Source organism: Bremerella sp. TYQ1 (genome assembly GCF_020150455.1).
GTDB classification, from domain to species: Bacteria; Planctomycetota; Planctomycetia; order Pirellulales; family Pirellulaceae; genus Bremerella; species Bremerella volcania_A.
This window is the reverse complement of record NZ_CP083740.1, coordinates 1,846,813-1,862,524: the sequence shown is the minus strand read 5'-3', so window position 1 is coordinate 1,862,524 and position 15,712 is coordinate 1,846,813. Positions and strand designations below refer to the sequence as shown.

At 55.3% G+C, this 15,712-nt stretch carries 9 protein-coding genes; 6 read left to right on the top strand and 3 right to left on the bottom strand.

Features of this window, described 5'->3' with window-relative positions; genetic code table 11:
- On the top strand, window positions 1-1,320 hold the full coding sequence (locus LA756_RS06985; RefSeq protein ID WP_224439154.1) for an AAA family ATPase: 1,320 nt from the start codon (window positions 1-3) through the stop codon (window positions 1,318-1,320).
- A gap of 193 nt (window positions 1,321-1,513) precedes the next feature.
- Here LA756_RS06985 and LA756_RS06980 read toward each other — a convergent pair whose 3' ends face one another.
- Window positions 1,514-2,761, bottom strand: coding sequence for a hypothetical protein (locus tag LA756_RS06980; protein WP_224439153.1), 1,248 nt, complete (start codon window positions 2,759-2,761; stop codon window positions 1,514-1,516).
- A 361-nt stretch (window positions 2,762-3,122) separates the two neighbouring features.
- Here LA756_RS06980 and LA756_RS06975 point away from each other — a divergent pair, with 361 nt between their 5' ends.
- Window positions 3,123-4,220, top strand: a complete 1,098-nt coding sequence (locus LA756_RS06975; protein WP_224439152.1) for an FHA domain-containing protein — start codon at window positions 3,123-3,125, stop codon at window positions 4,218-4,220.
- A gap of 164 nt (window positions 4,221-4,384) precedes the next feature.
- Window positions 4,385-7,828, top strand: coding sequence for a tubulin-like doman-containing protein (locus LA756_RS06970; RefSeq protein ID WP_224439151.1), 3,444 nt, complete (start codon window positions 4,385-4,387; stop codon window positions 7,826-7,828).
- A gap of 43 nt (window positions 7,829-7,871) precedes the next feature.
- Here the strand turns inward: LA756_RS06970 and LA756_RS06965 are convergent, their stop codons facing one another.
- Both LA756_RS06965 and cls read right to left on the bottom strand, forming a co-directional pair.
- A complete protein-coding gene (locus LA756_RS06965; protein WP_224439150.1) occupies window positions 7,872-9,587 on the bottom strand; it encodes a hypothetical protein in 1,716 nt (571 codons plus the stop codon).
- Between the two features lie 161 nt (window positions 9,588-9,748).
- Window positions 9,749-11,224, bottom strand: coding sequence for a cardiolipin synthase (gene cls, locus LA756_RS06960; RefSeq protein ID WP_224439149.1), 1,476 nt, complete (start codon window positions 11,222-11,224; stop codon window positions 9,749-9,751).
- A 56-nt stretch (window positions 11,225-11,280) separates the two neighbouring features.
- Here cls and LA756_RS06955 point away from each other — a divergent pair, with 56 nt between their 5' ends.
- The 3 genes from LA756_RS06955 (at window position 11,281) to LA756_RS06945 (ending at window position 15,488) form a co-directional block, all read left to right on the top strand.
- Window positions 11,281-11,895: a cob(I)yrinic acid a,c-diamide adenosyltransferase gene (locus LA756_RS06955; RefSeq protein ID WP_224439148.1), complete on the top strand. Its 615-nt coding sequence runs from the start codon at window positions 11,281-11,283 to the stop codon at window positions 11,893-11,895.
- Window positions 11,896-12,026: 131 nt separating this feature from the next.
- Window positions 12,027-13,592: a mechanosensitive ion channel domain-containing protein gene (locus tag LA756_RS06950; protein ID WP_224439147.1), complete on the top strand. Its 1,566-nt coding sequence runs from the start codon at window positions 12,027-12,029 to the stop codon at window positions 13,590-13,592.
- Between the two features lie 69 nt (window positions 13,593-13,661).
- Window positions 13,662-15,488 carry an SLC13 family permease gene (locus LA756_RS06945; RefSeq protein WP_224439146.1) on the top strand — a complete coding sequence of 609 codons (1,827 nt, stop codon included), beginning with the start codon at window positions 13,662-13,664 and terminating at the stop codon, window positions 15,486-15,488.
- Window positions 15,489-15,712 lie beyond the last annotated feature (224 nt).

Here is a 15,712-nt window from a genome sequence, read left to right as displayed (position 1 = left end):
ATGTCCGGAACGGAACTGAAAACAGGTCTTCTTGCCGCCCTGCTAGCAGATGATGGTTTTCGTCCTGAAGAACCCAAGACTTTAGAGGACACTCAGTTATCGCAGACGCTGGTCGAGTCGATCATCTTGAAGCTGTACCTGAACATTGGCTCGTTGAGTGGTCGAAAGACGGCCGAGCATATTTGCCTGCCGTTTGGCGTCGTAGAAGGCATTCTTACGTCGCTGCGAACGCGACAGTTGATCACCCACTGCGGTTCGGCTCCGCTGAATGACTACACCTATACACTGACCGATCAGGGCCGTTCGCGAGCTCAAACGTACATGCAGTCGTGTGCCTACTTCGGGCCGGCTCCGGTATCGCTGGACGACTATATCACGTCGGTCGAAGCCCAATCGGTGCGTAACGAAACCCCGAAAGAGGAAGACCTCCGCCGAGCGTTCGACGGACTTTCGGTTGAGCCCGGCATGTTCGATCGACTCGGACCGGCTGTGAATTCGGGAGCTGGGCTCTTTCTTTACGGTGCCCCAGGTAACGGCAAAACGACACTCGCCAAGCGAATTACGGCCTGTTACGGCCAGGAAATCTGGATTCCACGTACTGTTGTTGAAGATGGCCAGTTCATCAAGCTGTTCGACGCAGCTTTCCACGAAGCGGTCGATCAAGACGAAAACAGCATCATCAAGTCCGACAACTTCGACAAACGCTGGATTAAAGTTCGCCGGCCCACGGTGGTTGTTGGTGGCGAGCTGACGATGGACAGTCTCGAAATCCGTTTCGATCCAATCAACAACATTTGCGAAGCCCCACTGCAGATGAAGAGCAACTGTGGGAGCCTCCTGATCGATGACTTCGGCCGTCAGCGAATGGAGCCGCAAGAACTACTCAACCGCTGGATCGTTCCGCTGGAAAACCGTGTCGACTACCTGGCACTTCCTAACGGTAAGAAGATTCAGGTTCCCTTCGAGCAGTTGATTATATTCTCGACCAACCTCGAGCCATCGGACTTGACCGACGACGCATTTCTGCGGCGAATACCTTATAAGATCGAAGTGGAAGATGCTTCGCAGGAAGAGTTCCACAAGCTCTTTCAAATCTTCTCGAAGCAGTTCGGTTGCCGCTACGACGAAGAATCGATCACGCATTTGATCGACAATCACTACGCTCCAGTAAATCGTCCGATGCGACGCTGCCAGCCGCGCGACCTTTTGACGCAGATCCGCAATTACTGTGTCTACAAAGGCTTCCCGATGGAAATGCGACCGGAGTATTTCGACCTGGTCGTGGGGAGTTACTTCACCGTCGTCGCAGGCAACGATTAGTGTGCAAACCGATTCAAATGCCATGCCGTCGCTAAGGTCGGCATGGTGTTATTTCGGTTAAACACTCCGGCTTACAGGGAGGCATCGCCACGGGTAAATGTTCGCGGCCAAGTACGAAAGCTGCATACCGATTTGGTATTACGGCCGTTAGGACGAAAGCTTGTTGGTGGATGCAAATTGCGTGCGTAAAGCTTTACGGCAGCGAAACCATCACCGGGGTGTTCATCGACGTCAGATCGTCGCAGTGGATGACACCGACAGGATCGTTGTTGCGAAGGACCTGGAGCCAGGCAGAATCGTTCGACGAGAACAACGCCACGAACTCGTCGAATGTGGAGTCGCATCGTACGCGAGGTACATTCGGCAGGCAGTAACGGCCGATGGCTTGTTGTTTATCTTCCAGCTCAGTCAGGTCTTCGGTACGTATCAAACCGCACGATGTTTCATCGCTGCTGAATACCGGAGCGATGTCCGCGTTCCATAGCTTCATCGTTTCCAAGGCATTCTGGGCCGTATCGGTATCGCGGAGGCGAACCGTCGTTGGCCGCATAATATCCTGGGCAGTCATGCCGTCGAAGATGCTTCCTGTCGGTTGATGCGGCAGCCATTGGCTTTCCAGCGCATCGTCGACGAGAAGCCCTTCCCCAAGACTCATCGCCAAGTTGAGCCGATCGGACAACACAAGCGATATTTGTTGGCTACTAGCTGAATCGTTTCGCGTGCTAACGAAACTGCCAGAGACGCTAAGCGGAGGCACGTTCGATTGCGAAGTATCTCGAACCGATGCCTGGGCCATCTGATCGGCGGCCCAGTGGGTTACTTGATCAGGCGTTGTCGCTGGAGTGATGACAGCAACGCGATCGCCAGAAAGCTCGAAGATGCGTGAATCGGGCAAAGCGGTCGCTTCCAACTCCGACAACCACTGGCTGTAACGTTCCGAGCGGCTGTTCGATACGGAAAACAGGGTTGCACAGACGCAATGGCCATGGACCGAAATTTGTTCGATCGTGTTCTGGAGTGTGCCTAGGAATGCCCCTTCGCCCGGGTATCGTTTGCGCGGATCGCGCCCAAATTGCTGGGATACGGCAACGCGGGCCTCCAGGATGGCGGCTGCCGCGCGGATACGGACAAGCAGTTTGGCAGGCGTCACCGGTCGCAAAACGACATCGTCCGCCGACTCGGAAATCGCTTTCTGAACGAGCTCTGGTTTATCGGCCGGCACGACAGCGATGCGGAACAAGTTGTCATGCCCGACGCTCGACTGATGGCCGTTGTAGTCGTAGATCAAAAGATCGTTTTTCTGGGCAGAATCGTTCTCTCGATAGACCGAATCGCAGCGAGTTTCTACTTCATATCCACACGCTACGAAGAAGTCGAAGCAGTCGCGAAGGTGTTGACGGTCCTCAGAGACAACGACGATTCGTAGTGCACGTGAAACCATGAAACTACCTGCTTCCCAGAAGAGATGATGAAAAGTCGACCGCGCAAACGATCGATCCGCGCTTAAAGGAAACATAGTTCATGACGGCCCAGGAAGTGCGAGATTTCAAATCGCGGAAAACGAAAATATTTCGGGAACATAGAGAGCCAAACCGTGCGTCCCCCCTGCTCCGGCAAAAAATTCACAGTCACGCCGGATGTTTATGACCTATGTTTGATTTGGGTGTGACTTAACCGCCACTCACCGCGACGTGGAACAAACAGCGCAACGCGGCAGCTTATCCGACGACTTTTCCGATCGACTTGGCAATGGTTTGCCTTGTTTCGATGAACGAGTAGACGCCAGCATCAGGGTAGGAAGAATGCAGACGCAGCTGCTACCGACTATTGGAAACGACTCGATTTACCTCGAGTACCTCGATCAAGCCACTGGCCGTTCGACCAAATCGGTGATCGATGACTTTCCATTCATCATCGGGCGCAACGCCACGTGCAATCTGACCGTCGAATCAGGACGCGTCTCACGAGAGCACGCTGAAGTCGTCCGCCACGGAAGTGGCTACCTGATACGTGATTTGCGCAGTACGAATGGCGTTTACATCAACGGCGAGAAGCTCGACGAGCATGTTCTTGTCGATGGCGATACCGTATCGATTGCTGACTTTGAATTCGATTTCCATTGCCCTGCGGCCGAGACGGCTCGTCAAACGGTAACGCTGACGATGGAAGATCGCGTTCAGGCTTCCGCTCCTGCGCAAGATCCTCATTTACTGATTCAAGCCCTCCGCACCGTCAATCAGTGGTCTGGCTTGAAGCGAATTGATCCAGGCCTGCTCTCCATCGAGAGCGTCGCCACGCAACAAATCGCTGGGCAGTGGTGCCCCCTTTTCCGCAAAGCATATCAGAATCACGAAGAAACGAAGCTGCTGAAAAACTCGTTGGTCCTGGAGAACCCACTCCGTTTGCTTCAGCACAGTTCGGCATTGCTGGCGCTGCAGGAACGCCAGAACGTCGGCGGTTTATTGATGCTGGAGATCGACGAGTCAGACCTCAATCGAGCCGACTTGCTCGAAACGGTTGGTTGGATTCGGACCAAGCTTGGCTCTGCCGTCAAAGTGGTTTTGGGCGGCTCGGTCGACTTATGGGAAGCCAATTATTGGGACAACACCGCTGTCGAAGACCTTCGAGCGATGGGGGTCGAGATCGCGGTGATCGGAATCGAACAATTCAAGCCGCCGATTGTCTCTGACGTGCTTCAGCACGCCAAGATGATCGGCGTATCGGCTAGTGCCTTGTCGGCGGCTTCACGAAGTCCGGCCGTTGCCACTAGCATTCAAGAATACATTCAGGAAGTAAAGTCCGCCGGCAGTCAGGCCATTGCCCAAGCTGCTTCCAGTGGACCAGATAACCAGGTATTGCAGCAGATGGGATTCGACGTAGTCGTACGTTTTCCCACCTAACGCAATACCCAACGGTTGTTCGGACAGGATGTCCTTTTTGAGACCTCGCTTGATTTCAAGCGAGGTTCCTTGCGAAAGCTCAACGCATTTTTTGCGTGCCAATATACAACTGGGTATTCCCTTGCGATGATCGCATTCGCAGACCCGAAATAAGGTCCTTAATCGTGTCGATCGAGACAAGTGCGACAGTACGAGAGGTAGACGGATATCGCCTCGTACAACGAATCGGAGCCGGTGGCTACGGCGAAGTCTGGCGAGCAGACGCACCTGGTGGTCTTTCCAAGGCCGTCAAGTTGGTGTTTGGTTTCCACGACGAGGCTCGCGCCTCGCGCGAACTGAAGGCGCTCAACCGGATCAAAGATCTGCGCCACCCGTTCCTCCTTTCCTTAGAGCGTATCGAAGTGATCGATGCGCAATTGGTGGTCGTCACCGAGCTGGCCGACTGCTGTCTGAAAGACCGCTTCGATGTTTGCCGACAGGAAGGTTTGCCGGGCATTCCCCGCGACGAACTGCTACGGTACATGGCCGACTCGGCCGAAGCGTTGGACTATATGACCGAAGTCCATTCGCTTCAGCATCTCGACGTGAAGCCAGAGAACCTTCTTGTTGTCGGCAATCACGCGAAAGTGGCCGACTTTGGCTTAGTCAAATCCATCCAAGACGTGACCGCCTCGATGATGGCAGGGCTCACGCCGTTGTATGCTTCGCCGGAAGTCTTCAACGATCAGCCATCGCGTCAAAGCGATCAATACAGTCTCGCGATTGTGTACCAGGAGATGCTGACGGGAACGCTTCCCTTCCCTGGCCGAAACCTGGCTCAGTTGACTGCGCAACATCTGAACAGTCCACCTCGGCTGAACACATTGCCGCCCCGCGATCGGGATATCCTTTCCAAGGCACTCGCCAAGAAGCCAAACGAACGCTACCGCAGCTGTGCCGAAATGGTGAAAGCCCTGATCGAGGCCGACAGTCTCGCTCACATTCCCCAGGTTCGTTCCGGCTCACTCGGGCAAGATGAATCGTCGAAGACCGATACTAAGACGATCAATTGCAACGACACCAAATCGAGCGACTCCAATTGCCAGGGCCGCGATTCCGATCCTGAAACGATCCGCATGGATCGAGACAGCCGAGCCTGGCAGCCTCGTTCCAGTAGCGTTTGGGAAGACATCAAGCCACGCAAGCAAGAGGTTCTGCCTACGATTGCGGACGATCGCACCCAACGAGAGCTTCGACCGAGCGTCGTGCTCGGCATTGGTGGTCTCGGCAATCGGGTCTTGCGCCAGTTTGTCGATCGACGACTGGAACTTGTCGGTACACAGCAAGAGCAACATTGGTGTCAGTGCGTCGCGATCGACACCGACATGACCGACTTGGTTCAAAGCACGGGGCAACTAGGCGCTGCGGCTGGGACCCCTTCCCTTTCGACCGTCGAGATGCCGCTGCGGCGTCCCCAGGCCTACCGCAATCTTTCACGGCAGTTGACCAAGTCGATGAGTCGTCGTTGGTTGTACAACATTCCGCTTTCGCTCAAGACCGAAGGGATGCGTCCGCTGGGACGGCTTGCCTTTGCCGATCATGCCAGTCGACTGCGTGATAAAATCCGCGACGCCGTTGCCGACGCCGTGGATAGTGCCCAGGATCATATCGATCCGAATAACGAGAACTTTGCCTGGAAGCCAAAACCGCGCGTCGTGCTGGTCATGAGCAGCAGCGGCGGAACCGGCAGCGGCATGGTTTGGGATGCGTTTGCGTTGGCTCAAGAAGTCGTGCAAGACTTTGGCGGCAGCGGAGCGGACGTTTCGCTCTGGCTCATTCATGCCACTCCGAACGGCGTCGAACAACAAGATCTGGCTCGCTGCAACACCTACGCTTGCCTGCGAGAACTGTACCATTTTCAAGTCACCGGAGAGTACCCAGGCGACGCGGTCACCAAGATTCCGCCGCAGCGCTGGACCGAGAGCATTTCTCAGCAGATCACGATGTTCGAGACCGGAACTTCGCCGGAAACTCGTAACGCGCCGGTCGATATGAATGACATCGCTGACCTGCTGTACATGAACGTTTACGAAGGGCGTGAAGTCGCTCAGCGGGCACGCAGTTCGTCCGATGCCCCGGCAAGCGAAGGCCCGACCGTTTCGGCTTGGGCGTTTGCCGGCAAGCCGCTATGTTCGAGCGGTCATCTCGATCTGGCCGCGGCACGCTATACCATGGAACTGCTAAAACGTTGGCATGGGACTAGCAACGGCGAGAAAGAACAGCGTAAGCTGGCTCATTTAAACGATACCGATCAGCAAGCTTCTGCCCGGGCCGAGCACTATAAGAAGATCCTCGATCTCCGGTCGGAAAAGATCTTCCAGGATGCCGAGTTCCGCTTGGAAACGATCATCGATATGGTCACCCAGGTAGTCGAAGATGAAATCGGCGGCAGTGCCGAAGACTACTTCAGCGAAACGATCGGCCGCTTTGCCAATGAAATCAGCGGATTGCGCATTCAGCCAACGTCGGCCGAAATGACGATTCAGATGCTCGATTCGCTTGATCAGCTGATCGGTTCATCCAACATGGAAGCCGAGCCTGGTAAGCTGATCGCCGTTTCGTTGCATACGGAAATCGCCCCGCACATTCGACAGATCGCAGGGCATTACAAAAAGAAGGTTCTCGAGCAAATTCATTCGATTCTGAACGAGTCAAACTTCCGAGTCCGCGGCGTCAAGCAGCTTTCGTCCGTTGTCGATCAGCGGCTGCACGAGCTGGAAGAAAAAGCCCGGGCCATGGGGGAACGGACCGATCAAGAGATCGAAAAGCTCCGTACGTCCCTCTTCCCTGTCATTCATCAATCCACGAAACGTAAGAGCCGCGGAAACGATGGCGGAATGAGCCTGCCCGAGTTGCGCTCGATCTGGCTGAACTATGCTCTGCTGCGAACGCACGGGGTAATCGTCCTTGCGACTTGCCAGGTATTCCAGCATTTGCGTGCCGCCATCATGAGCGACAACATGTGGATCAAGAGCACGATCACCAGCCTGGAAATGGCCGAGATGAAAGCTCGCGAGCGAATGGCTTTGGATGACCGTTCGGTGGTCGAAGATCCTAAGTTCCTGGAAAAGCTGATGCTGTTGGAACGGAACATCGACGACATCTTGAATGCCGATCATGGCGGTCTGTGCAATTTGCTGCACGAAGAACGCAACGGTGTCGACAAGCTGATCGACGTGATGATGGAGTGTGGCAAAGACCTGGCTCGCCGCAACGCTTCGGAAGAAGGCAGCGAAAACCAGTTCCTCAGCTCGCTTCAAGACGGGCCCGATTGGAAGCAACGCGTTGCTTCTTCTGACTGCCGACTCACGCAGTTAGGTGCTACCGTTTCGCGTTTGATGTTCCTGCCGGAATCAGTGGCGGATAACTCGACAGTGACCACGTCGGCGCCTCACCTGGCCGGCAGCTCTCCCCTAGGAACGAAGCTGCCCAAGGTGATCTGGATGGAGTCGGCCGGCAACATTCCGCTGCGTGAAGCAGCTCGGCTTTTGATCGAAAACCGTCCTGATTATGTCCCAGTCGCCGACCGCTTGTTGACTCGAGCAGACGTCCACTGGGCCGAGCTTTAAAGACAAGCTTTGCCCAGTCGATTGCTTTGGAGGCATCGCCGGACTAGTTGACGATGTACGTCTTGGATCCGCGTGGTGCCGAAGGTTGATTGCTTTCGCTCGCACGTACCACTGGCGGCAATTGTGGAATCTTCTTGATTGGCGTTGCCGAAGCGTTTTGCCAGTTGCCGTTCTGATTTTCGATCACCAACGGAGCCGGCTCAGCCGCACGGACGACCGCGGCTCGCGTTGGGGCTCGTGCTGGCTCGGAAATGATGAATGGCTTAATCGGATCGGACGCTGCTTCCGGCTCAGTTTGAGCGACCGAAGGGTTGATGGTTGTCTTCGGTTCCACTGCCGGTTCGCTAATCGATGAAGGTGGTTCCATCGCGGCCACTTCTTGTGGGACTGGCTCGCTTTTCGGCGACTCGACAATCTGTGGAATGTCGCTCTTCACTTCTGCCGGCGCGGCGGCGACTTCTTGTCGTGCTGGGGCTTCCAGCGTTGGGACATCGAAGTCCCAGTTCGCTTGGCTGTTGGCCGCTTGCAACTTACCCAGAACCGAAGTCTGGAAGTGAATTTCGTCGGTCGTCGTGGGCTTGCCACTCTCGGTAGTCGGGGACGCCGAGGCCACCTGCGATTCAGGTTTGCTCGCGTAAGGGTTCTCGGTGATTTGCGGTTCAACCGGTGGTTCCGGCTTGGCGGCAACTTGCGGTGCGGCCGATGTCGGATCGGTCCACTGCGAGCCTGCTTCCGGCGTTTGGGCGGTCATGTTGTTGGTAATCGTTTGCGGAGCCGCGACTGGGGTTTTGCGGCCAGACCAATCGGTTTTACCACCGACCGAGCGAAGTGGATTGGAAGCCATCTTGGCGGTGGGAGTTTCCGCCTGCGTTGGTGGTTCGAGCGAAGTCGCCGGCATCGAGCGTGCCGCCGTTGCTTCCTTGGCCAAAGCGGTGCTGGAAGCAGCCGGCTGTGGCTCAGGGATTTGCTGTTCAAGACGTTCTCGGCGAACCGAGTCTAACGCAAGTTCCAGCGAATGCTCGAGCGTCGTGGTCTTTTCCGAGTTGTTGGCAATCGCTTTGTTCAGCAGCGATCGTTCCGCCCATGGTGTTTTTGCATGTTCGTCGAGACGGTCACCAGCAACGTTGGTGGGAAGCTGCGAGGCGACTTCGGCCTGGGAGACCGCTTCTTGTTTTGGTTCTGGCTGAGGCTCTGGTTTCGGTTGCGATTGAACGATTTCGGTCGTCGGTTTTTCAAGCATCTGCGACGCTTTTTGCGAGAATCGCGATACGACATCCGGTTTGTTTTCGATCGTGTTCGTTTCTGGAGTCACGACCACCGGCATGTCGTTGGATGGTGCCTGGCTTGGCGCGGTGACCACTTGTGGCGGAGCTTGGGCAGGCGACTGCATCAGCTCGGCCGCCGATTTGATTTCCGCGGATGTCGTCGGAGCGGCTGGCCGTGGGTTTTGCTGAGCCATTCGAGCGGCTGGCATTTCTACTTCGGTGGCAGGGACGTCGGCGGAAGCAGCCGAGTCTTCTTTACCGCCAAACATGCCACCCAGGAAGCGAGCGAACGGAGGCAATTGCTTTTCGCCGGTCGGCTTAGGATTCGCTGCGACTTCCGCGGAAGCAGGAGCCGAGGCTGGCGAAGGAGCGGCAACCACTTCTTCCAACTGCCGATCGTTGGAACGCGTGAACGGAAAGATACATCCGGTCAGGCTAACGGCGCCGGCAAGGGTTACCGTCGCAAAGAGGTTGGGGCGAAGCGATGCTGGCATGATTTCCGTCCGCTTTAGTCTGCGTGGCAAAGCCACAAGGTTCGATCACGGCGCACCATCTTCTTCCGATCAGACAATGCGTCCTTCTCGTTTTCGGCCGTTCGACGCAGTCCGGTTAAGTAAACTTTATCGATCTTGCGGTTAATGACGCCGCTAGCAGACTACTGCACCGGCGACAGCAAACGAGACGCACTGACGGCCAGTCGGAACCAGAAAGAGCGGCCTTGGATCTCGTTCGGATCAACTTCCCGGCAATGTTTCAAGTCTTCTTCCAGCATCGCCTCGACCGAGCGAGCGAACTCGTTGCCGACAACGGGAACCATGATCTCGAAGTTCAGCCGGAACGAGCGATTGTCGAGATTTGCCGTTCCAACCGCGGCCAGGTCGTCATCGACCAGCAGTACCTTCTGATGAAGAAAACCAGGCTGGTAGCGATAGAAAGAGATCCGATCCGCGATCGCGGTTTCAAAGATGAAATGAAAGCTCGAAAGATACACCAACAGGTGGTCTGGACGTTCCGGCAAAATGATCCGTACGTCACACCCCCGCAGTGCTGCTAGCTGTAGTGCGCAGATGACCTGCTTATCTGGTACAAAATATGGAGACGCAATCCAGATTCGTTTTTTGGCGGAGTTGATGGCGTGCACAAAGAACAGTCCGCACGTTTCGATCGTGTCGGCGGGACCCATCGGAATGACCAGCGCGATCTCGTTGCCCTCTTCGGCGGGTGTTTCTTCCCAGTTCACGCTGACGGTATCGCCGGAGGCCCAGTACCAGTCTTCCAGAAACGACCACTGAACCGCTTGAACTGCAGGGCCATTAATCTTGATATGTGTATCGCGCCAAGGACCGAAGCGTTCGGACAAGCCTAAATATTCGTCGCCAAAGTTATGCCCGCCGACCGCCGCAAACGTACCATCGACCACCACGATCTTGCGATGATTTCGAAAGTTAAGCTGAAACCGATTGCCTTTCCCACGCGTGGTATGAAACGCGCGGACATGAATGTCGGCTTCGCGTAGTTCGCTGATAAACTTTCGCGTCAGTTGGTAGCTGCCGATTTCGTCGTACAGAAAATAGATCGCCACCCCTTCCTTCGCCTTCTGTGAAAGCAAATGGGCGAATCGTTTGCCGACGCCATCTTCGCGAAAGATGTACGTTTGAAACAGAACGTATTCTTTGGCATTGAGGATCGCTTCGTAGATGGCATCGAACGTCGCTTCGCCATCGACGAGGAGCTCGATTGAATTTGAGTGTGTATAGGGAAAGTCGGCCAAACGCTCGAAGACAAGCTGTTTCGGGTTATCGTGAAAGTCGGCGACGACGGACGGATCGACTGCTCGAAACGTCTGCGTATGCTCTTTGATGTCTTTGGCCCGAATTCGCCGCGTGTTGACGTAGCCTTGGAACTTGCTGCGGCCGAAGATCCAATAAAACGGCAACGCCAGGTACGGCACCAGGATCAGAAGCATCATCCATGCAATCGCCCCTTGTGACGTTCGCGACTTCATGATCGCATCGATCGCGGCGAATAGCCCCAGAATATGGACAATCGTCAGCAGAACGCTGGCGGTCGTAAGTGATTGAAGGTCCAGCAAACGTAAGAGCCCTCCGCGGCTGCCATTTTCCAGGGCCACCGCTTGTGCGATGATGGGGATTGGGGACCGATAAGTTTTAACCCTGGAGCATCTTCATGTCGATTCACATCCATCGAATCTATACGCGAACTGGTGACAAAGGATCCACCGCCTTAGCGGGTGGCGTGAAAGTGTCCAAGTCGTCGCTGGAAGTCGAATCGTATGGTGAGTCGGACGAATTGATTAGCTACCTTGGCGTTGTCAGAGCCTACGCTACGACCTCAAGCACGCGCCCCAGTCAAAAGATTGCTGCAGAAACGGACGAAACTTTTCTGAAGATTCAGAACACATTGTATGAAGCCGGTGCTGTTCTCGCTTCCGCTTCCTCACCGGCGGAAGATGCCGACTCGTACGATCCAACGAGCGATTCACGAGTCGCGTTTCTGGAACAGCGGATCGATGAATACCGCAAGTTGTTCGATGCGATCGACGGTTTTACGATTCCGGGCGAATCGATGCTGGAGGCGCACGCCCACGTCGCTCGGACAATCTGCCGCCGCTGGGAACGTGTCCTGGTACGACGGCACGAAAACGCACCGATCCATCCGTGGGTGCTGGCTTATGCCAATCGCCTGAGCGACTATCTGTTCGCCTATACCCGCTGGATAACGGCGCAGTTGTCTACCGCAGAGCCCCTTTGGAAGGGCTCACCGCCTGAAGATCGCGCGTAGTCGATTTCCCGCAAGGGTTGCATCCAACGGCAAATCGTCCCAAGATGAAGCGTGGCTTGCCTTTGGATGGAAGTAAAGCGGCAACCCGCGCAGCTGCGCATCTTGATTCACGGTCTTGGGAGAAAAACGGCATGGCGTTTCGAAGTTGGATATGGGGATTGATGTTACTGGCCATGGTCGTTTCGCCTGCGTTTGCCCAGGACGAAAAGCCGGCTGAGAAGGAATACGTCCCGATCACGACGATCGATCCGAAGGTCCCCATCGACCAACTGCGGATCATGGTCAAACCGCTCACCAAGCAAGAGCTGGAAGGGGAAGCGAAAGCCTGGTTCAAACTGCTGACGACAAAATCGCGGCAGATTGCCGCGGTTCAACTAGGCGTGAAAAAGACCAACGAAGCAATGGTCGCCGGTGACGAAGAAGCAGCCAAATCCTCGCTTCAACAAGCCCAACAGGTCAAAGAAAAGGCCGAAGAAAAAGCGAAACAAGCCGAAAAGGAGATTACCAACGCCGCTCAAGACGAACTTGGTCTCGATGCGAAAACGCCTCCTGAAGAAAATCCCGCAGAAGAACCCGACGCCGAAGCTCCGCCGGAAGAAGAAGCAGCTCCGGAAGATCCCGCTGCGGAACAGCCGGCCGCACCAAAAGCGGTTGAAGAAGCTGTCACTAAAAAGGGAGAACTGCTGCAAGATGTTAGCCTTTTGCAAGACGAACGAACCGCACTGAGCGACCGCTTGGAAGTGGTATTGGTCTCGTTGGAACGCAAAGGGGGTGAGGTCGAGGAGTATCGCAAATACATCATCGCCGTCTCTGGTTTCGACGTCGACACCACCGACGCGACGGCTACATGGGCGGCTGTCGTTGGCTGGATTGTTTCTAAAGAAGGTGGTCAGCGATTGGCTTGGAATATCGCTAAGTTTCTCGCCATCTTGCTGGTCAGTTGGATTATTGCCAAGTTCATCCAGAATATCGTCAACTGGCTTTTGGAACGGAAGCTTCGCCTGAGTCGTCTGGCCGAGAATCTGATCTCTCGCACCATCAAGAACATTGTTTTGGTCATCGGTTTCGCTATTTCGCTAACCGCTTTGGAAATTGACATCACGCCGATTATCGCCGCGATTGGTGCTACCGGTTTGGTGGTCGGTTTGGCGTTGCAGGGAACGCTCAGCAACTTCGCCAGTGGGTTGATGATTCTGGTGAACCGTCCCTTCGATGTCGGCGACGTGGTGACCGCGGGGGGCATTACCGGGGTGATCGATCAGATGAATCTGGTTTCGACCCGCTTTAAAACGTTTGATAACCAGACGATTCATGTTCCGAATAACGAAATCTGGAACAACGTCATCACCAACATCACTGCCAACCACACACGCCGCGTCGACTTGGAATTCGGCATCAGCTACGACGACGATTTCTACAAGGCCGAAGAGATCATCATGAGCGTCGTCAACGATCACGAACTGGTCCTCAAAAAGCCAGAGCCGCAAGTCGTGACGCACGATCTCGGCGAGTCGTCGGTCAACATTGTTTGCCGGCCGTGGGCACGCACGGAAAATTGGTGGCAGGTCAAAACCGACATTACCCGGGAAGTCAAACGCCGTTTCGACGAAGCGGGTATCTCGATTCCTTATCCACAACAAGACGTCCACTTCTATACCAACACCAACGGCGCCCCTCCGATGCAGCAAGAGGGTTAGCGTCTCGGTTGTTGGCCGGAATCGTTCCTATCAACTATCGGTACATAGCGGCGGCACGGGGGATTCGCGATGCCATGGGACTTGGCGGTCGTACTGGGACTGCTGTTGGTTTGTATCGTGTTGTTCATGATCGATTGGCCGCGGATGGATGTCGTGGCGTTGTCGGCAATGGTGGCGTTGCCGGTCTTCGGCATCATTACCGTTCAGGAAGCCTTCGCTGGTTTCTCCGATCCCAATGTCGTGCTGATTGCCGCGTTGTTTGTCATCGGGGAAGGAATCACCAGGGCCGGCATCGCGTTGCAAGTTGGACAGTGGCTTGCGAAGAAAGCTGGTAGCAGCGAACTGAAATTGGTCGTTCTGCTGATGGTCAGCGTCGGTCTCCTCGGCAGCGTGATGAGCTCGACTGGGATCGTGGCGATCTTCATTCCGGTGGTGCTGAATGTCACGTCGCGGCTGAACATTCACCCTGGCCGCATGATGATGCCGTTAAGCGTGGCCGGTTTGATCAGCGGGATGATGACCCTGGTCGCCACGCCGCCGAACATGATCGTCGACAGTGCCCTGGAAAGTGAAGGGATGGAAGGCTTCGGGTTCTTCTCCTTCACGCCCATGGGGCTGACCATTCTGGTGCTAAGCGTCGGCTACATGATGATCGCACGGAACTGGCTGACATTTCCCGAACCGGCCTCCAACTCGGTTTCCAAGCGGCGGACTTTGCGAAAGTTCATTGAAGAGTACCAGCTGCAAAATCGAGCCTTTCGGCTTCAGGTCCCCTACTCTTCCGATCTCGTCGGACACACACTCGGCGAACTGGAACTGCGGCAACGCAGTGGCGTGAACTTGATCGGCATTGAACGGAAAGGACGTGGCGCAACCCATCTGCTCAATCCAATCGCTCAAACCGAAATTCGCCCTGCCGATGTTTTGCTCGTCGACTTGGTCCACCCTGAAAACGATTTGCAGCGATTCGTCGACGAACTAGGTCTAGAGCTGTTGCCGATCGACGAAGTTTATTTTCAGCAGCAGTCCAGAAACGTCGGCATGGCCGAAGTCGCCGTTGTGCCAGAGTCGACCCTGATCGGGAAGACGATCGTCGAAAAGCAGTTTCGCACCGAGCATGGCCTCAGCGTCATCGGGCTACGTCGCGGAGGCGAAGCGGTTCAAGGAGTTCTCGCGGAAGAAAAGCTTCGGCCTGGGGATATCTTGCTGGTGATCGGTCCCTGGAAGCAGATTCATCATTTGCGAACCCACAAACGAGACTTCCTCGTATTGTCGCTGCCGGCCGAAGTGGACGACGTTGCCCCTGCCATTTCACAGGCACCATGGGCGTTAGTCAGCGTGGCGACCATGATTGTGCTGATGGTCTCCGGGCTGGTTCCCAACGCCATTGCGGCATTGATTGCCTGTTTGATGATGGGGTTGTTTCGCTGCATCGATGTCGAAGCGGCTTACAAATCGATCCGCTGGCAAAGCGTGTTTCTGATTGTCGGGATGATGCCGTTTGCTGTCGCGCTCGAGAAAACGCATGGCATTGAAATGGCCGTCGAGTTTCTGATGGACGTACTCGACGGAGCCGGAACGCATGTGCTGTTGGCAGTGCTGTTCATTCTGACCACCGGTTTCAGCCTGGTCATCTCGAACACGGCGACCGCAATTCTGATGGCTCCGATCGCGATGAGCATTGCCAAGCAGTTGGATGTTTCTCCCTACCCCTTCGTTATGACGGTGGCGATCGCCGCTTCGGCCGCTTTCATGACGCCTGTCGCGTCGCCAGTGAATACGTTGGTCATGGGACCAGGCGAGTACAAGTTCAGCGACTACCTCAAAATCGGCACCCCGTTCACTTGTTTGGTGCTTGTGGTCTGCGTGATCGTGATCCCTTGGTGGTACGGCTAAAACCGTTGGCCTGTGGCGGCTGGTGACTTGCCGACATCGGCGACTTCTGACATACGTCCAATGCCTCCATTTCACTTCGTATCGCCCGATTAGACGCTGTGGAATGTCTACGAGTCTCAGTAATTTGGATAATAGTTTCGGGGGCGTTCTGGCCCCTTGATGGCTACTATTTGTCCCATTGGAAGAGCCAGTGCTCCCGTATTTTTTGCAGCACAATAGAAGGG